17 protein-coding genes are annotated in these 18,565 nt (G+C 60.9%); 7 read left to right on the plus strand and 10 right to left on the minus strand.

Going from position 1 to position 18,565, the window contains the following annotated elements:
* Positions 1–117: 117 nt before the first annotated feature.
* A complete protein-coding gene (locus tag QWI18_RS12565; RefSeq protein ID WP_065987576.1) occupies positions 118–786 on the minus strand; it encodes a hypothetical protein in 669 nt (222 codons plus the stop codon).
* 410 nt (positions 787–1,196) lie between these two features.
* Here QWI18_RS12565 and QWI18_RS12570 point away from each other — a divergent pair, with 410 nt between their 5' ends.
* Positions 1,197–2,402: an MFS transporter gene (locus tag QWI18_RS12570; protein WP_369318954.1), complete on the plus strand. Its 1,206-nt coding sequence runs from the start codon at positions 1,197–1,199 to the stop codon at positions 2,400–2,402.
* Between the two features lie 3 nt (positions 2,403–2,405).
* Positions 2,406–2,873, plus strand: coding sequence for a metallophosphoesterase family protein (locus QWI18_RS12575; RefSeq protein ID WP_369318955.1), 468 nt, complete (start codon positions 2,406–2,408; stop codon positions 2,871–2,873).
* A gap of 16 nt (positions 2,874–2,889) precedes the next feature.
* Here the strand turns inward: QWI18_RS12575 and QWI18_RS12580 are convergent, their stop codons facing one another.
* Positions 2,890–3,681, minus strand: coding sequence for a substrate-binding domain-containing protein (locus QWI18_RS12580; protein ID WP_192132918.1), 792 nt, complete (start codon positions 3,679–3,681; stop codon positions 2,890–2,892).
* Between QWI18_RS12580 and QWI18_RS12585 the strand changes: the two genes are divergently transcribed.
* Positions 3,616–3,870 carry a hypothetical protein gene (locus QWI18_RS12585; RefSeq protein ID WP_192133295.1) on the plus strand — a complete coding sequence of 85 codons (255 nt, stop codon included), beginning with the start codon at positions 3,616–3,618 and terminating at the stop codon, positions 3,868–3,870. The two genes, QWI18_RS12580 and QWI18_RS12585, sit on opposite strands and share 66 nt — an antisense overlap.
* Here QWI18_RS12585 and QWI18_RS12590 read toward each other — a convergent pair.
* On the minus strand, positions 3,855–5,777 hold the full coding sequence (locus tag QWI18_RS12590; protein ID WP_192132916.1) for a methyl-accepting chemotaxis protein: 1,923 nt from the start codon (positions 5,775–5,777) through the stop codon (positions 3,855–3,857). The two genes, QWI18_RS12585 and QWI18_RS12590, sit on opposite strands and share 16 nt — an antisense overlap.
* Before the next feature lie 375 nt (positions 5,778–6,152).
* Here QWI18_RS12590 and QWI18_RS12595 point away from each other — a divergent pair, with 375 nt between their 5' ends.
* The gene (locus tag QWI18_RS12595) at positions 6,153–7,328 is read left to right on the plus strand and encodes an acyltransferase (protein WP_192132914.1); all 1,176 of its coding nucleotides are present in this window, start codon (positions 6,153–6,155) and stop codon (positions 7,326–7,328) included.
* Between the two features lie 23 nt (positions 7,329–7,351).
* Here the strand turns inward: QWI18_RS12595 and QWI18_RS12600 are convergent, their stop codons facing one another.
* Complete coding sequence (locus QWI18_RS12600) at positions 7,352–8,590, minus strand: TIGR03862 family flavoprotein (RefSeq protein WP_369318956.1); 1,239 nt, start codon at positions 8,588–8,590, stop codon at positions 7,352–7,354.
* Positions 8,591–8,814: 224 nt separating this feature from the next.
* A complete protein-coding gene (locus tag QWI18_RS12605) occupies positions 8,815–9,732 on the minus strand; it encodes a histone deacetylase (protein ID WP_369318957.1) in 918 nt (305 codons plus the stop codon).
* A 127-nt stretch (positions 9,733–9,859) separates the two neighbouring features.
* Here QWI18_RS12605 and QWI18_RS12610 point away from each other — a divergent pair, with 127 nt between their 5' ends.
* From QWI18_RS12610 to QWI18_RS12620, 3 genes are all read left to right on the plus strand, one after another.
* Positions 9,860–10,423, plus strand: a complete 564-nt coding sequence (locus tag QWI18_RS12610; protein ID WP_369318958.1) for a GNAT family N-acetyltransferase — start codon at positions 9,860–9,862, stop codon at positions 10,421–10,423.
* Positions 10,424–10,551: 128 nt separating this feature from the next.
* A complete protein-coding gene (gene tesB, locus QWI18_RS12615) occupies positions 10,552–11,421 on the plus strand; it encodes an acyl-CoA thioesterase II (RefSeq protein ID WP_369318959.1) in 870 nt (289 codons plus the stop codon).
* On the plus strand, positions 11,418–12,014 hold the full coding sequence (locus QWI18_RS12620; protein ID WP_296313982.1) for an HAD family hydrolase: 597 nt from the start codon (positions 11,418–11,420) through the stop codon (positions 12,012–12,014). Before tesB ends, QWI18_RS12620 begins: the two co-directional genes overlap by 4 nt.
* A 461-nt stretch (positions 12,015–12,475) precedes the next feature.
* On the opposite strand, the gene QWI18_RS12625 is transcribed toward QWI18_RS12620, so the two are convergent.
* From QWI18_RS12625 to QWI18_RS12645, 5 genes are all read right to left on the minus strand, one after another.
* Positions 12,476–13,465 (minus strand): hypothetical protein, encoded by a 990-nt coding sequence (locus QWI18_RS12625; protein WP_065987565.1) that lies wholly within the window; start codon positions 13,463–13,465, stop codon positions 12,476–12,478.
* A gap of 4 nt (positions 13,466–13,469) precedes the next feature.
* Positions 13,470–14,363, minus strand: a complete 894-nt coding sequence (locus tag QWI18_RS12630; RefSeq protein WP_369318960.1) for a neutral zinc metallopeptidase — start codon at positions 14,361–14,363, stop codon at positions 13,470–13,472.
* A 229-nt stretch (positions 14,364–14,592) separates the two neighbouring features.
* Complete coding sequence (locus tag QWI18_RS12635; protein WP_369318961.1) at positions 14,593–15,885, minus strand: MFS transporter; 1,293 nt, start codon at positions 15,883–15,885, stop codon at positions 14,593–14,595.
* A gap of 215 nt (positions 15,886–16,100) precedes the next feature.
* Entirely contained in the window at positions 16,101–17,186 is a 1,086-nt protein-coding gene (gene trmA / locus QWI18_RS12640; RefSeq protein WP_369318962.1) for a tRNA (uridine(54)-C5)-methyltransferase TrmA, read from the minus strand.
* The gene (locus QWI18_RS12645; RefSeq protein ID WP_369318963.1) at positions 17,183–18,475 is read right to left on the minus strand and encodes an NCS2 family permease; all 1,293 of its coding nucleotides are present in this window, start codon (positions 18,473–18,475) and stop codon (positions 17,183–17,185) included. The genes trmA and QWI18_RS12645 overlap by 4 nt, the downstream gene beginning before the upstream one ends.
* Between the last annotated feature and the right edge of the window lie 90 nt (positions 18,476–18,565).

Consider the following 18,565-nt stretch of genomic DNA (forward strand, 5'->3'; position numbering starts at 1 on the left):
CACGATGGAGGGCGCCAAAGGGATGCCGATGTCGGTCCTGACAGGCAAACCGATGGCTTTATCTTCGGGCGTTGGTCGAGCGTCCGATGACGCTCGGCCAATACGCAGGCGCCGGGTTTAGATGCTGGTTTCCATGGCCTCGGCGACGGCACGAGGTCTGGCTTTGACGGGCATGGAAATCTGCAATTCGGTGAACTCGTCAAAGCGCGAAAGCTCGCGGCGCAGTTCAAGGATGTAATCCAGCGCGCCGCTCAGGCAGATGCTGTAGGCCAGCAATTCGACGCCTTCTTCGACGGTGGTTTTCGCCAGTCGCGCGTAGCCGCCCTGAAGGATGCCGTGCCACAGCGAGCCCATGCCGAAGAGTCGCGAGAAGATCAGCACCAACAGGCCCGCCATGACGAAACCGAAGGCCGGGCGCACTGAAAAACGAGCCAACCCCGAGACCACGTCGCGCCACGCGTTCCTGTAACCCAATGCCTTATAGACGCAGGTGCCAGCCGTCAGCAGTGCAGGCCACAGCCAGAAACTGTGACTGATCGGGTCAAACAACCCGTCCAGCTCACGGATCAGCATGCAGGCGAAGAAGCCGCCAATCAGGATGCCAACGCCACGTTGCCCTGGCTGGCGCGCCGAAAGCCAGAACACACCGGCGATGAGCGCCAGCATGACTTCCTGACTGACCTCGGTGAACGAGGTTTCGAGAATGTCGGTCTTGGCGACAAAGATGTCGATGAACACCATGCCGATACTGAAGAGCGTCAGCGTCAGCATGACGGCGAAACGCATCAGTGCTGACTTAACAAGTTGTAGATCGTTATTCACACGTTTTTCACTGTTGAGCGGGTATTAAGGCCGGGACTCTAAAGAACTTTTCCGGGTTAGCCAAACGGCCGCTTAGTGCTCTCTTTTAGTTATTCTTCCATTCAGTAACAGTCTTTTGCGGTATCCGGTATTGCGGTTTTTTAAATCTGCCCTGTTGGCCTGATTGTTCTCTCAATATTGTTGCGTTAGGGCGTTGATCCGCGCGAATGGGCGAGACGCACGCAAAGTCAAAGTGTTTAACCTGATGATGAATATTTTCACGCATACATCAAAACTGCCCTGAGCATGAGCCCCGATAACGCTTGCAGGTCTACCTTGCCTGGCCGGTATCAGCGACACTGCGTGTCTTGTTTATACCGGTGCCCGGAGCGCTCATGTCTTTGCCTGCTTCTACCTCCACGCGCGACTTCATCTTCGCCGCCTGCGCGTTGCTCATTGCCATGGTCGGCACCACGCTGCCGACGCCGCTGTATGCCCTCTATCAACAGCGGCTCGGCTTCGACGCCAGCTGGCTGACAATCATTTTCTCGATCTACGCGGCGGGCGTTATCGCAGCGCTGCTGGCGGTGGGCAGCTGGTCCGATCAACTGGGGCGCAAGCCGTTGCTGCTGGCAGGGCTGGCAATGGGGGCGATCAGTGCGGTCATCTTTCTGTTCAGCGATTCGATTGGCGGCCTGCTGACAGGACGGCTTTTCTCCGGCTTCAGCGCGGGCATCATGACCGGCACGGCCACCGTGGCCGTCATCGAGCTGGCCCCCAAGACTTGGAAGAACGCCACGCTGGTGGCCACGGCCGCCAACATGTTCGGCCTCGGCATCGGGCCTCTGCTCGCCGGCTACACCTCCCAGTTTCTGCCGGACGCGCTGCACCTGGTGTTCTACGTGCACTTGGGCATGCTCCTGCTGGCGACGGTCGGTATCGCACTGATTCGCGAAACCGTGCAGCGTCCGGCGGTGCTGAAACTGGGCATTCAAAAGCCTTCCGTGCCGGCGTCGGTGCGCAGCGTGTTTATCTCCGCGTCCATCGCCGGGCTGGCGGGTTTCAGCGTGGCAGGCCTGTTCACCAGCATGGTGCCGTCGGTGATGATTCACGTCATGCACGAGCAAGGCGGGCTGTTGATCGGCGCGGTCATCGGCTTGTTCTTCGTCGCGTCGATCGTCGGCCAGGCGCTGCTGCAGGTGCTGCCGAAGGACCGGCATATGACCCTCGGTTGCGTCGGGCTGATTGTCGGCATGATCTGTCTGGGACTGAGCATTGCCACGTCGCAGTTGGGGCTGTTGATCGCGGCGGGTCTGGTGGCGGGTATCGGCCAGGGCATGATCCTGCGCGCCGGGATGGGCGCGGTCACCGCCAGCAGCCCGCCTGATCAGAAGGCTGCCGTGACGTCCGCCTTCTTCGTGGTGCTTTACGTGTCGATTTCGGTGCCGGTGGTGGCGGTGGGTTTCAGCGTGCGAGTGTTCGGGCTGGAGCATGTGGGCGAATTCTTCGCCTCGTTGGTGGCGGTGGTTGCCTTGCTGGCGATGATCAGCATGAAACGCGTGCAGTCCAGACAGGCCGCTCTGTCGGCGTCCAGGAGCTGAGCAATGAGCGTCAAAATCGGCTTGATCTCGGACACCCACGGTCTGCTGCGCCCTCAGGCAATGGAGGCGTTGCAGGGCTGCGATTACCTGATCCACGGCGGCGACATCGGCAAGCCGGAAATCCTCGACGCGTTGAAGGCCATCGCGCCGCTGACGGTGGTGCGAGGCAACAACGACACCGATGACGCCTGGGCTTGCGACGTGCCCTATGAGGCGGTTTTGCGGATTGGCGACGTAGGGATTTACACCACGCACATACTGGCCGACGTACCGAAATCGCTGCCGGAGGGGATACGCGTGGTGGTCACCGGGCACTCACACCGACCCTTGCAGCAGATGCGCGATGGCGTGCTGTTCATCAACCCGGGCAGCGCCGGGCCGCGTCGCTTCAAGTTGCCGATCACGGTGGGTCTGCTGCACATCGACGGCGATGAGGTGCGCGGCGAGTTGATCGAGCTGGCGCTCAAATAAGCCGCCGGGCATCCAGCTACTTCGCGATCGGGTCCAGGCCACTGGCTTTGATGGCCGGGGCCGCTGCCGATGAACTCAGGAATTCCAGAAACTGTTTCGCCTGTTCAGGGTGTTTGCTCTGAGTGACGACGCCTGCGGAGTAGAGGGTCATCTGCTGCGCCTGGTCGGGGATCAGGCCGATGATGTCGATACCGTCCACCGGCTTGAGCTCGCTCAGCTGTTGAAAGCCAATCTCGGCGTCTCCCCGTGCCACGACTTCGCCGACGGGCTCGGCGGGGATCATGCGGCTTTTGCTCTGGATCCGGTCGGCGATGTGCATCTGACTGAACAGCACACGGGACAGGTACACGCCGCTGGCGCTGTCCGAGTACGCAATGCTTTTAGTGTCCAGCAGGGTCTGCTTGAAGGCTTCCATGCTGCTGATGTCAGGGTGCGGCGCACCATGACGCACGGCCATGGCGATGTAGGATTTGCCCAGATCGACGCGGGTTTTCGGATCGACCTTGCCGTCCTTGATCAACTTGTCCAGCGCTGCACCGACCATCAACACCACGTCGGCCGGTTCATGGCGGGCCAGTCGGTTGGGAATGGCCTGGGGCGTCGCGCCCATTGACGGCGCGACTTCGCCCTGCAGCTTCACACCCGCGCGCTGTTCGTAATCGGGGGCTACTGCTTTGAACGCGCCCATGATTCCGCCGGAACTCAGTACGATCAGCTGGACAGGTGCAGGTGCCGTGGCGGCATGGGAGAAGGCGACTGGAACGAGGGAGAGGGCAGCACTGAGGAGATAAGGCAACATTCTTTTCATGGAGATAAATCCGGCGTTGGAGATGAATATGACGAAATAAAACAGCGCGGGCAGTATGTGGCAATTGTAGGATCAGTAAATCCCTTTCTTGCCAACGCACCCGCGCTGTTCGTCTTCAACCCCTTGCACCGCCTGCGCCGGGCGGCTTTTCGTCCGACGCAGATAAAGCCGGTTTACACCTTGAAGTGACTGACCAGCATTTGCAGCTGATTGCCCAGTCGTGCCAGTTCGACGCTTGAAGCGGCGGTTTCTTCGCTGGCGGCAGCCGTCTGTTCAGACACGTCGCGCACGTTGACGATACTGCGGCTGATCTCTTCGGCCACCGAGCTTTGTTGCTCGGCAGCTGCCGCGATCTGCTGGTTCATGGCCTGAATGTTCGACACCGTCTGGGTAATGCTTTCCAGCGACGTCCCGGCCTTGCGGGTCAGGGTAACCGAGCTGTCAGTCAGGTTGCGGCTGCTGAGCATGATCTCCGACACCTGGCGTGTGCCGTTTTGCAGTGCGGCGACCAGGCCTTCGATCTCTTCGGTGGATTGCTGAGTGCGTTGCGCCAGGCCACGGACCTCATCGGCGACCACGGCAAAACCGCGACCGGCTTCACCGGCACGGGCCGCCTCGATTGCCGCGTTAAGGGCCAGCAGATTGGTCTGCTCGGCAACGGCTTTGATCACGTCCATGACCTTGCCGATCTTGTCGCTTTCCTGTTCCAGCACGGACATCGCGTCAGTGGAACGGACCACTTCACTGGCCAGTTTCTCGATCTGTATGATCGCTTCGCCCACCACTTTGTCGCCTTCCCGTGCCTGCTTGTCAGCGGCGGAGGCGGCAACCGATGCCTGCTCCGCGTTGCGCGCGACCTCGTGAACAGTGGCTGACATTTCGTGCATCGCGGTGGCGACCTGGTCGGTTTCGACTTTCTGGCTGTTGACCCCGGCGCTGGTCTGTTCGGTCACCGCCGACAGCTCTTCAGCAGCGCTGGCAATTTGCGTGACGCTGTCACGAATGCCACCGATCAATTCGCGCAGCGTGGCGCCCATGCGCTGGATGCCCATTTGCAGAACGCCCAGCTCATCTTTACGGGTCACGACCATGTTGTGGGACAAGTCGCCGGAGGCAATGCGGTCAACGACAGCCAGGGTCTGCTGAAGCGGACGGGTGATCTGACGGGTAATGATGATCGCCGCCAAGGTGCCAAGGATCAGCGCCAGAAGCGTGCCGGCCAACTGCAGCATACGGGCTTGCTGAATGTCAGCCTGGCCCAAGGTGTTCTGCAGATCAGTGAGCTGTTGTGCCAGCTTGACGATGACACCCTGTTCCTCGGTCATCTCTGTGCGCGCAGCATTGATATTGCCAGTGGCGAGCTTGAATCCCTGCACCGAGTTGCGATAGCCGATCAGCGCCGCTTCCAGCTGCTTCAGGCGCTCGGCCTGAGTACCGCCAAACATGGCGTTGAGTGGGGCGAGGCCGTCAAGGGCGACGGTCAGTTGGCGCATGGCCGCTTCCTCAGTTTTGGCCGAGACGCCGGCGGTGTAGCCGCGCACTTCGTAGCGCACCAGCATCACGTCTTCGCGGGCTTTAATGACGGCCTGGTACTGCTCGGAACGACGTTCATCCGTAGGGTCGAGCTTCATCACATCATCGTTGATCGCGGCAATCAGCTCCGCTGCTTTTACCGCGTCGACGCCCATGCTATCGCGCACCCCGGCGCTCGCCTGGTAGGCCTCGCGCATTTTTTTCAACGAGGTCTCATAAGCGCTGAGTTGCTCGCCCATCGTTTTGATGAGCGGCACATTCTGTGGGTTAGTGAACGTTTTTTGCAGAAATTGCTGCTGCGCCTTGAATGCGTCGAGCGCGGTCTGAACGCTTCGCGCGGCCACTTCGTCGCCGTTGCTGAGCATATATTGCAGGCGCGTCACCCGCAGGTCTGTGAGCTTCTGGCTGAGCTTGGTGATATCACCCACCCATTGGCTGCGCAAGCTCATCTGGCCCAAGCTGTTCCAGCCCACCAGGGCCAGCAGGGCAGTCAGTACAAGCACGACGCCGAAGCCGAGGGCTAGCTTCTTGTTGACGCTGATATTGGCCATCCAGCTGTTCATTCCATTTCTCCAGAATCCGTAATATTTGAAATCGTCAGCTGGAGTTTTTTTGTTATGGAGCCAGCAAAACATTCATGTGTACGAGTGCATCGGCAGGTTCGCGAGAATCTGAAACCGATGTAGGAATTGTCCGACAGTCGACGGCGAGGCTGGCAGCAAAGTATTGACGGGTGTCGTTGCTACTGCGACCAGAAATCCTCAAAGTGACTCATCGGTCACTACTGACAAACGCTGGCGTCAATCTTTGCGCCGTCGGATGTACCGGACATGAAATATTTCAACTGTTGATAAGCCGGCCAACCCCCTACCGTGTAAAGGCCGCGAGAATTCGCGGCCGCCAAAGGCGTTTTCTCACTCAGGACGGGGCGTTGGGCCATGGGATCAGTTCAGCGATTTACGACGCTCGACAGCTTCAGGGGCGTTTTCGCCTTGCTGGTGGTGTTCTACCACCTGCATGTCGTGGGCGCTTTCATCGAGCTGCCGTTTTTCCGCAGAGCTGACATCCTGCTTAACTTCTTCTTCGTGCTCAGCGGTTTTGTTCTGGCCCACTCCTATGGGCTGAAGCCGCAGTTCGGTTTCAAGCGTTTCGTTATCTCGCGCCTGTTCCGCCTGTACCCGCTGCACGTGGTGATGCTGTTGGTGTTTATTGGCTTCGAAGGCGTGCGTTGGGCGGCCTGGAAGAAAGGCTTCACCCTCAACAACGTGCCGTTCACCGGGCTGTTCGACCCGACAGAGATCCTGCCCAATCTGCTGCTGTTGCAAGCCTGGACGCCGCTCACTGAGACCATGTCGTTCAACTACCCGTCATGGAGCATCAGCATCGAGTTCTACATCTACATGCTCTTTGGCGCCCTGTGCCTGCTTTCGCTGAGAAGCCGTTTCGCGATGTTTGCCTGCGTGGCCGTCGTCGCGTTCACGATGATCTTCACCGAAAACGAGCCGCTGGTCTGGCGTGCGATGCTGGGTCTGTCCTGCTTCTTCGCCGGCAACATCACGTACCTGGCCTACTTGCTGGTTCGCGACCGATTCGTGCCGGTGCGCTGGCTGATGACGGTGTTCGAAGTGGCGCTGACGGGCACCACGTACTGGATGGTGATGAACGACTACAGCGACCGCTCGCCCATCGCCAGTCTGACGTTCTGCGTGCTGGTGCTGGTGTTCGCGTTCGAGGCCGGGCTGGTATCGACGTTCCTGAAAACCGCCGTGTTCAGGCTGCTGGGCAAATTGTCGTACTCCATCTACATGACCCACGCCGCGCTGCTATTTTGCCTGTCGACGGTGTTCATCGTGGCGCAGAAGCTCACGGGCCGCGACCTGGCGCCCATGATCAATGGTCAGCGTTTCATGGACACCGGGTCAGAGCTGGGAAACAACGCGCTGGTGGTCGCCGTCACCCTCGTGGCGATCGGCCTGGCTGCCTTGGCTCACACGTACATCGAACTGAAGGGCGTCGCGTTGGGCAAACGGATGGTCGGGCCTTCGCAGGGCAAGGCGCCGGTCAATCAGGGGCTTGGTGGTAGCTTGAAGCCGCAGGTCGATCGCGCGGCGTGAATCCGTAAGGGTTGCGCTGAGCCTTACTCGCGGCGCAACCAGTCAACCATTCCCAGCCCTGCCGCGCGGCCGCTGGCGAAACAGGCGGTGAGCAAATAGCCGCCGGTGGGCGCCTCCCAGTCGAGCATCTCGCCGGCGCAGAACACGCCGGGCAGCGACGGGATCATCAATTGCTCGTTCAGCGCTTCGAACCTCACCCCGCCCGCCGTGCTGATGGCCTCATCCAGCGGGCGCGGCTTGATCAGTGGCAGCGGCAAGGTCTTGATCGCCATCGCGAGCAGGGCCGGATCAGCGAATGTCGTCGCGGGGGTGAGCTCACGCAACAGCGCCGCCTTCACGCCGTCGAGCCCTAACTGACTGTGCAGATGCTTGGACATCGAACGTGAACCGCGCGGTTTGCTCAGGGCCTTTTGCACCTCGGCGATGGTCTTGCCGGGCAGCAAATCAATCTCGACCGTGGCCGAGCCTGATCGGTTGATCGCCTCGCGGATTTGCGCGGACAGCGCGTAAACCAGGCTGCCCTCCACGCCTGTCTGGGTGATTACGCATTCGCCCAGTCGAAGGGTGTGCCCCTCCAGGCCCATCGCGATGTTTTTCAGCGGCGCGCCGGCGAACTTGCTGCGCAGCAGTTCGCTCCAGGCCGAGACCTCAAACCCGCAATTGGCAGCCTGCAGCGGCGCGATCCTGACCCCGCGGTGTTCAAGCAGCGGTACCCACGCGCCGTCCGAGCCCAGCCGCGACCAGCTTGCCCCGCCCAATGCCAGCAACGTGGCGGCAGGGCGCAGGGCAAGTTCACCTTCAGGGCCGGCGATCCGCAGCGTATTGTCGGCATTCCAGCCCATCCATCGGTGACGGGTGTGGATAACTACGCCGGACTCCCGCAGCCGCTTGAGCCAGGCGCGCAGCAGTGGCGCGGCTTTCATGTCGGTGGGGAACACGCGGCCCGAACTGCCGACGAAGGTCTGGATGCCCAAGCCGTGAATCCACTCGCACAGCGCTTCGGCGCCGAAGCTGCGCAGTAAGGGCGCGATCATTTGGGCGCGTTCGGCGTAGCGGGCGACGAATGCAGGGGACGGCTCGGAGTGGGTGATGTTCATACCGCCCACGCCGGCCAGCAGGAACTTGCGCCCAACCGAGGGCATGGCGTCGTAGAGATCCACCTTGAACCCCGCCTGGCTCAGCACCTCAGCGGCCATCAGGCCGGCAGGGCCGCCGCCGATGATGGCGACTGTCTGGGTGCGTGAGGTGGCGGGTAAGGTCATGGCTGAACGGACACCGGTTGAATGAGGGGCGCGCATTCTACGCGAGCTTCGTGAAATGCAGCCACCCTGTGGAAAACTAATCGATCAAAAAACGTACAGTATTCTCCAGGCCCAGTGTTATCAGGGGCTCGTGGCCTTGCGCTCAGGTTATCCACAGGCGGTTCCACAGCGGATGTGGGTAAGTTTGTGGGAGCGGCTTGCTCGCGATTGAGTTCAGCGGTCACTCATAGCCCGCGCTCCACCCACACCCGCTGCGCACTGTGGTGCAGAATGCCGTGCCGCCGGGCGAGTGCTTCGCGGTCCTTGCTGTAACCGCCGCCAATCACGCCCATCAACGGAATGTCGCGGCCCAGACAATGACGCATCACCGCCTCGTCACGGCGGGCAACCCCCGCGTCCGTCAGCTGTAGGTAACCCAACGCATCGTCCTTGTGCACATCCACGCCGGCGTCGTACAGCACCAGATCAGGCCGATACAGCGGCAGCAGGTAATTCAGCGTGTCGTCGACCACCTTCAGGTAATCGTCATCCCCCATGCCCATTGGCAGCGGAATGTCCCAGTCACTTTGGGCCTTGCGCGCGGGGAAGTTCTTCTCGCAGTGCAGCGACACGGTGATCGCATCATCGGTGTGTTCGAGGATCCGCGCGGTGCCGTCGCCCTGATGCACGTCGCAGTCGAAAATCAGCACCCGGTCGACGCGTCCGCTGTGCAGCAGGTACTGACTGATGATCGCCAGGTCATTAAAGATGCAGAACCCGGCCGGGTAATCGTAATGCGCATGATGGGTGCCGCCGGCGAGGTGACAGGCCAGCCCGTATTGCAGCGCCAGTTCCGCCGTCAGCAAAGAACCCCCTACCGCCCGCACCGTACGTCGGGCCAGATCCTCGGTCCAGGGCAGGCCAAGGCGACGTTGATCCTCGCGCGACAGCGCGCCTTCCATATAACGGCTGATGTAGCCGGGGTCATGGGCCAGCGCCAGGATGTCCGTTGGGCAGACCTGCGGGCGAAACAATTGAGCATCTGTTGTCAGGCCGCTGTCGATAAGGTGGTCGCGCAGAAGTCTGAACTTGTCCATCGGGAAGCGATGGTCCGGCGGAAAGTCCGGGGTGTAGTCTTCGTGGTAAATGAGGGGCAGGGGCATGGTGTGCACGCGTCTGGTTGGAAGGGGAATCTTGCCAGTTCTGACGACCACCGCACAGCGATTTGCCTGAGCGGGAGAATCGCCAGCCGGCGGGTAATTTGAAAGGCGAGGCACAGGGAGACGATCGATGGAGCCGATTCTTGAGCTCAACAGCGCACGCTTGTTGATGCGTCAATGGCGAGATGATGATTTGCCGGCTTTCGCGCAGATGTGCGCCGATCCCCAAGTTATGCGCCATTTCCCGCAGCCCTTGAGCCGCATGGAGAGCGCCAAGCTGATTGGCCGCGTGCGCGGGCATTTTGCCGAATACGGTTTTGGGTTCTGGGCCCTTGAGCGCAAGGACACCGGCGAATTCATCGGTTTCACCGGTTTGAGCGTGGTGGGCTTTGAAGCGGCGTTCACGCCTGCGGTGGAAATCGGCTGGCGCCTGGCTCGCGAGCATTGGAGCCTGGGTTACGCCAGTGAAGCCGCCTGGACGGTGCTCGGCTGCGGTTTCGAGCACCTGGATCTGGATGAGATCGTGGCGTTCGCGGCGGTCAACAACCTGCCCTCGCAAAAGGTCATGCAGGCCATCGGCATGCGCAACGATCCGGCCGACAACTTCAATCATCCCAAATTGCCCGAGGGTCATCCCCTCAGGCCCCACGTGCTGTATCGCATCAACCGGCCAGGCTGGCTGGCGACCCTGTGATTCGCTGCGGGAATCGGGCTACAAACCTCTGTATCATTTCGTCCCACTTCCATCTGCGCCGACCTTCGGCGCCCATGGCCTGATTGATACGATGACGGTCGGCGAGACGACCGTGTGAGGAACCCTGAATGAGTCACGTGCTGGATGATCTGGTGTCGCTGTTGAGCCTGGAGCCGATCGAAGAAAACCTCTTTCGCGGGCGCAGCCAGGACCTTGGCTTTCCCCAGCTGTTTGGCGGTCAGGTGCTGGGGCAGTCGCTGTCGGCGGCGAGCAAGACGGTCGAAGACGCGCGCCATGTGCATTCATTGCATGGCTATTTTTTGCGCCCCGGCGACGCGCACCTGCCGGTGGTGTACCAGGTCGACCGGGTCCGTGACGGCGGCAGTTTCAGCACGCGCCGGGTGACGGCGATTCAGAAGGGGCAGCCAATCTTCACCTGCAGCGCGTCGTTCCAGTACGACGAAGAGGGCTTCGAGCACCAGACTCAGATGCCACATGTGGTCGGCCCCGAGAGCCTGCCGTCGGAGCTTGAACTGATGCGTCAGCGCGAGCACCTGATCCCCGAGCACATGAAGGACAAGCTGCTGTGCCCCAAGCCCATCGAATTCCGCCCGGTCACCGAGTCTGATCCCTACAATCCCAAGCCTGCGGACCCAGTGAAGTATGTGTGGTTTCGCGCAGACGGCACGTTGCCCGACATCCCCGCGTTGCACCGCTACATGCTCGCCTACGCCTCGGATTTCAATTTGTTGACCACGTCGCTGCTGCCCCACGGCAGGACGGTCTGGCAGAAGGACATGCAGATCGCCAGCCTTGATCACTCGCTGTGGTTCCACGGCGAACTGCGCGCCGACGACTGGCTGCTCTATGCCATGGACAGTCCATGGGCCGGCAATGCGCGCGGATTTTCCCGCGGAAGCGTGTTCAACCGCGCGGGCAAGCTCGTGGCTTCCGTCACTCAGGAAGGTTTGATTCGCCACCGCAAGGATTGGTCATGAGCCTTAAACAGGTACGCCACTGGGTATTCGACATGGACGGCACGCTGACTGTCGCCGCCCATGATTTTCCGGCCATTAAACGGGCGCTGGATATCCCGCAGGAAGACGACATCCTCGGGCATCTCGCTGCGTTGCCGGCCGACGTCGCAGCGGCCAAACATGCCTGGCTGCTGGAGCACGAGCGCGCGGTGGCGATTGAGTCCAAACCCGCGACGGGGGCTGTCGAGTTGGTGAGGGAGCTGGCAGGGCGGGGGTATCGTCTGGGCATCCTGACCCGTAATGCCCGGGAGCTTGCTCACGTGACACTGGAAGCCATCGGCATCGCGGACTGCTTTGCGGTGGACGACGTGCTCGGTCGCGACGAAGCGGCGCCGAAACCCGATCCGGGAGGCCTGCTGAAGCTGGCCCAAGCGTGGAATGTGAAGCCGTCGGACATGGTGATGGTGGGTGACTATCAGTTCGACCTGGCCTGCGGTCGCGCAGCTGGGAGTCAGACCGTGCTGGTCAATCTGCCGGACAACCCGTGGCCGGAGTTGACCGATTGGCATGCGGCGGATTGCGTGGCGTTAAGAAAGATGATTGAAGTGAAATAGGGCGCGCATTCAAATAGTAGGACCGGCTTTAGCCGGTAAAGCGTCAGGCAATTCACTACAAAAATAGTGGTGTACGCACCGGCCTCTTCCCGGCTGAAGCCGCTCCTTCTGCCTGATTACGTTTAACGAGTAGGACCGGCGTTAGCCGGGAAGGCGGCAGGCAATTCACCACAAAATTAGTGATGTACGCACCGGGCTCTTCCCGGCTGAAGCCGGTCCTACTACCGGATTGCTTTTAAAGAGTAGGACCGGCTTTAGCCGGGAAAGCGGCAGGCAATTCACTACAAAATGAGTGGTGTACGCACCGGCCTCTTCCCGGCTGAAGCCGCTTCTACTACCGGATTACGTTTAAAGAGTAGGACCGGCTTTAGCCGGGAAAGCGGCAGGCAATTCACTACAAAATGAGTGGTGTACGCACCGGCCTCTTCCCCCTTAAAGCAGGTCCTGCTAGCGCAGTGCTTTCAATTCGCCTTGAACAACGCCGTCTGACCTTCAGGTGAAGTGAACATCGCCTCGCCGTTATGCCCGACGTTTTTCACTTCCACCAGGCGCTGATTCAAGCCTTCCGGATGACGCTTGGTCAGGTAATCGAAGTAGTTGTGACCGCGGGCCAGACGCTGTGGCCCCTGTGCTTCGGCGCCACAATCCTTGTCCAGCGCCGGGTGCTCTGGATCGGTGTCCAGTTCGCCCAGCAGGTAAGTAATGTCGCGCTTCACGTAAGCAGCCTCAAGCTCGGCCGGTGTTTCCTTGCCGGCATAGGCTGGCAGCTTGTTAAGACCGTACTTCCAGGTGTCAAACGTCGGGCAGCTGGCCGCATCGACCGGCAGCGGCCGGGTCGCGTCGAAATACGCATAAGAAGACGGATTGGCGATCACATAACGCAGCTTGATGCCTTCCTTCTTCAGCAACGCATCCTCCTTGCCGCCGATCATCGCGTAACGCTGCACCACCTGAGCACCGCCGGAATGGCCAGCGATCACAATCTCCTTCAGATTCGGGAACAGCTTGCTGTCGCTCAGACGCTTGAGGATGTGATCGATGACCACAAACGAGCTGACTGGCTTGGGGCCCAACGACTTTTCGCCTGCCATCCAGTCATTGGCGTGCCAGCGCAACACCGATTCGGGCAGGCGGTGCTGTGAAATGTCTTTCTCATCGAGAAATTGCGGCGCGATCAACAGCGTTTTCGAGCGCTGATGCGACTGGTTGGCCGCGCGCTCGACGCTGCGCAGGTAGGTTTGCGCGTTGCGCAGCCGACCGTGAAAGACAATGACAACCCGCTGGACCTGCGGGCTTGGACGAACCCAGCTCTGACTCAGGCCGAGCGTGGCTTGGGTCGTCCCGTTGATCTGAAGCCGGTCGGGGCTGATGGATTTAACCGCCTGATCCGCCGCATGAGCATTGAGGCTCATCAGGGTGCCCAACAACAGGATCGAAAGCGGTTTCATCATGTGATCAGAGGCTCTTGGCGGCGAATGTATCGCATTGGTTGATTTGTCCTGCGGCAAAACCTGTCTTGAACCAGCGCACGCGCTGAGCAGAAGTGCCGTGGGTAAACGAGTCTGGCACGACCCGGCCCTGACCCTGTTGCTGCAAGCGGTCGTCGCCAATGGCATTGGCGGCGTTTAGCGCCTCTTCAATATCACCCGGCTCCAGCCAGTTCAAACGCTTTTGTGCGTTGTTGGCCCAAACGCCTGCCAGGCAGTCAGCTTGCAGCTCCTGACGCACCAGCAAACCGTTGTCACCTTCCATTTTCATGCCGCGTTGGCGGGCGGCGTCAACTTTAGCCGAAACCCCCAGCAAGGTCTGCACATGATGGCCAACTTCGTGCGCAATCACGTACGCCTGAGCGAAGTCTCCTGCGGCCTTGAAGCGTTGACTCATTTCACGGAAGAACTCCATGTCCAGGTACACGCGCTGGTCAGCCGGGCAGTAGAACGGGCCGCTCGCGGAAGAGGCGGAGCCGCAGGCCGATTGCACCCGACCGCTGAACAGAATCAGGGTCGGCGCCTTGTACTGGCTCCCCATTTGCTGGAACACCTGCTGCCACGTGTCTTCGGTGTCGCCCAGGACAGCGCGCACGAAATCAGCCTGCTCGTCATTGGCCGGCGGCGCCTGGCGCGTTTGCGGATTGACCGCGGAGGTCTGATCCGAACCCATCTGGCCGGTGATCTCACCCAGAATCCGCATCGGGTCCTGGCCGGTCAGCAGACCAATCGCGACGATGATCACGATCCCGCCAAGCCCCAACCCCTTGCCGCCAATGCGCATCCCGCCGCCCCCGCCGCCCCCGGAATCGCCACGTGCGTCCACGACGTTGTCACTGCGACGTCCTTTTTTCCATAGCATGTGGGAATCCTCTTTTGGTCGTGTGGGAAGTGTAGACGGCGGGCGTGCGACGTCTGGTCTGCTGGACTAAGAGAGGAGAGGAGGGGGAATGGTTCAGGCGATCAGGTACCGGGAGTCTGCGTTTAGGCGTCTAGCGGCCATCTATTGTTTTTTGCAAAGGAAAAAAGCTGCGAAGGCGGTTATGGCGGGGGCGGGCGTAATCGAGCTCGCCCCCGAACTTTGCGCTATGTCAAACCCGCGCCGTCTGCTTCTCGGTGGTTTCGACCGGCGAGGCGTCAGCGAAGTGGTTCACCTGACGCAGGGCCTTGAAGCCAACCATCCAGGCGCCAACGACACCCAGTGTGCACACGCCGCCGATGATCGCGGCGGGCACGGCCCCCCAGAGCGCCGCGCTGCTGCCGGCGCGGAATTCGCCCAGCTCGTTGGACGAACCGATAAACAACATATTCACCGCATTGACCCGCCCGCGCATGTCGTCCGGCGTCGAGAATTGCACCAGTGTGGAGCGGATATAGACGCTGACCATATCCGCCGCACCGGCGATCATCAAAGCCAGCAGCGACAGCCAGAACAGCGTCGACAGGGCGAACACCAGATTGGCGACGCCGAACACCGCGACGGCGATGAACATGACCAGACCGACGTGTCGATCAAAAGGCCGGAAACTCAGGTACAGACCCGTGCTCACCTCACCCAGACTCATCGCACTGCGCAGCGCGCCCAGGCCTTGCGGCCCCAAGTGCAACACTTCATGGGCGTAGATCGGAAGCAGCGCCACCACGCCCCCCAGCAGCACGGCAAACAGGTCCAGGGAAATGGTGCCCAGGATGATCGGCCGCGAGCGGATGAAGGCGATGCCTGCGGTAAAACGCTTCCAGGCCGTGGACTCGAGAATCTGTTTCTTCCCCGCATAGAGCACCGGCACGCGGATCAGCAACAGCACGCCAGCGATGAAACTGGCCATGCACACGGAATAGGTCAGCCCGCCGCCGCCTGCGGCATACAACCCGCCGCCGACCAGAGGCCCGGCGATGGTGGCAATGCGCATGATCATGCTGTTGGTGGCGATGGCCGATGCAAGTTTTTCGCGCGGGACGACTTGCGGCAGCAGGCTCTGCAGCGCCGGTCCGGTGAACGCCCGCGCGCAACCGAACAGGGCCAGGGTGGCGTAGATCAGGCGGGTGTCTTGATGATGGGTCACAGAGAACAGCATCAGCATGAGGCTGCATACGGCTTGCACCGACCAACTGATGGTCAGGATCATCTTGCGATCGTAGCGGTCGATCAAGTCGCCGGCCGGCATCAACAGCAGCAACATTGGAATGAACTGCGCCAAGCCGACATAGGCCAGGGAGATCGGGCTGCGGGTCATGTCGTAGACCTGCCAGGCGACAACCACTGCCTGAATCTGCATGGCGAAAACGGCAGCAAGGCGCGCGGTCAGGAAGGCGAAAAAGCCGGGCAGCCGCAGGGCGCTTTTAGCGGAAGATTCAGACGATGAGGCGGGCGATTCGGAGCTCAAGGCAAGGCATCCATCGAAGCGAAAGACGGCCGAGTGTTATACACCGGTCTGGCGCGGTTCGCCGCTAGCTGTCAGGAATTTAATGATGGATGGTGCGGGATATGCTGCGGGCGCATGGAGATCAGTTGAAACGTCTGAAGGCCTGTTCCCGGCTGAAGCCGGTGCTACTGATGATAGTAGGACCGGCTTCAGCCAGGAACGACCGAATCGCGCTGTCAGCGGCGAACCAGCAGAACCCCTGACTCCATGTGATGGGTATACGGAAACTGATCAAACAGCGCGCAGCGCTCGACCCGGTGGGTGTCGTGCAGTTGTGCGATGTTCGCGGCCAGGGTCTCCGGGTTGCACGAGATGTACAGGATGCGCTCAAAACGTCGCGTCAGCTCACAGGTGTCCGGGTCCATGCCGGCGCGGGGCGGGTCGACGAACACGCTGCCGAAGTCGTAGCTTTTCAGGTCGACACCGGCCAGACGACGGAACGGGCGCACCTCATTCAGGGCTTCTGTCAGCTCCTCAGCCGACAGTCGCACCAGCGACACGTTATCCACAGCGTTGTCCGCTAGGTTACTCAGCGCCGCGTTGACCGACGTCTTGCTGATCTCGGTCGCCAGTACCTTGCGCACGCGGGTCGCCAACGGCAGCGTGAAGTTGCCATTGCCGCAATACAGCTCCAGCAAATCATCGTCGCGGTCGCCCAGCGCGTCATACGCCCAGCTCAGCATTTTCTGGTTCACCGTGCCGTTCGGCTGGGTGAACGCGCCCTCCGGCTGGCGATAACTGAAAGTCCGGCCAGCGACGTCCAGCTGCTCGGTCACGTAATCGCGGCCAATCACCAGTCGCTGCCCCTTCGAACGACCCATCACACTGACCTTCAGATCAGCCGCCAATTGCTCCGCCTCGACTTGCCAGGCCTCATCCAGCGGGCGGTGATAGCACAGGGTGATCATGCCGTCGCCGGCCAGCGTGGTCAGAAAATCCACCTGAAACAGCTTGTGATTGAGCGTCTTGCTCGCCTCCCAGCGATCCCGCAGCACCGGCATCAGCGCGTTGATCTGCTGGCTGGCAATAGGGAAGTCGTTGATCAGGATCGGCGTGTGCTTGTCCCCCGGCGCGAACATCGCATAGTGACGCTTGCCGTCGTCGCGCCACAGGCGGAACTCGGCGCGCAGGCGGTAGTGCTCGCGTGGCGAATCGAAGACCTGAGGCTCGGGCGCCTCGAAAGGCGCCAGTAGCTCGCGCAGGCGCGTGGCCTTCTCATCGAGCTGAACGGCGTAGTTTGCAGGGTCGAACGTAGAACTCATGGATAAAAGCCCAGCTTGATCACGAACAGAATCGACAGCACGACCAGCGCCGAATTCAGCTCGCGGCCCCGGCCCGACAACAGCTTGATCAGGGTCCAGGAAATGAAGCCAAAGGCGATGCCGTTGGCGATCGAATACGTGAATGGCATGGCCAGTGCGGTGATCACCACAGGTGCTGCTTCAGTGATGTCGTCCCAGTTGATTTCGGCAAGGCCCGAGGTCATCAACACAGCCACGAACAGCAGGGCAGGGGCGGTGGCGAATGCTGGAACGCTGCCAGCCAGCGGCGCGAAAAACAACGCCAGCAGAAACAACACCGCAACCACGATAGCCGTCAGACCGGTCCGGCCGCCGGCACTCACGCCCGCCGCGGATTCGATGTAACTGGTGGTGGTCGAGGTGCCCAGCAGAGAGCCGGCCATTGCGGCGGTGCTGTCGGCGATCAGCGCACGGCCCATCTTCGGCATGTGGCCGTCCTTGCCCATCAGGCCCGCACGCTTGGCGACGCCGATCAGGGTGCCGGAGTTGTCGAACAGGTCGACGAACAGGAAGGAGAAAATCACGCTGACCAGACCGATGTTCAGTGCGCCGGGAATGTCCAGCTGCAGGAAGGTCGGCGCCAGTGAAGGCGGCATCGACACCACACCGCCGAACGGCGAGAAGCCCATCACAATCGAAATGATGGTCACGGCCAGAATGCCGATCAGCACGGCGCCGCGCACTTTCAAAGCTTCCAGGGCCACGATCAGCGCGAACCCTAGAGCCGCAAGAATCGGTGCCGGTTTGGCCAGATCGCCCAGGCCGACCATGGTGGCCGGGTTAGTCACCACGATTCCGGCGTTGTGCAGCGCAATCAGCGCCAGGAACAGGCCGATACCGGCGGCAATGGCCGAGCGCAGCGGCAGCGGGATGCTGTTGATGATCCATTCGCGGATGCGGAAGATCGACAGCAGGAAAAACATCACTGCCGAAATGAACACCGCGCCCAGCGCCACTTGCCAGGTGTGGCCCATGTGCAGCACGACGGTATAGGTGAAGAAGGCGTTCAGGCCCATGCCCGGCGCCAGCGCGATCGGGTAGTTGGCGATCAGCCCCATGACGGTGGAGCCGATGGCCGCCGCCAGGCAGGTAGCGACAAAGATCGCGCCCTTGTCCATGCCGGTCTCGCCAAGAATGCTCGGGTTCACGAACAGGATGTAGGCCATGGCCAGGAAGGTGGTGACCCCGGCCAGAATTTCGGTGCGCACATTGGTGTTATGTGCCCTGAGTTGAAACAACCGCTCCAGCATTTAAGGCTCCCCGGTGACGCTCCGCGTCATTTATGTAGTCGACTGAAACAGCAAAGCACAGCTCACCGAAACGGCTTGCACAAATTCTGC

Source organism: Pseudomonas sp. W2Oct36, from assembly GCF_041060465.1.
In the GTDB taxonomy this organism is placed as follows: Bacteria; Pseudomonadota; Gammaproteobacteria; order Pseudomonadales; family Pseudomonadaceae; genus Aquipseudomonas; species Aquipseudomonas graminis_B.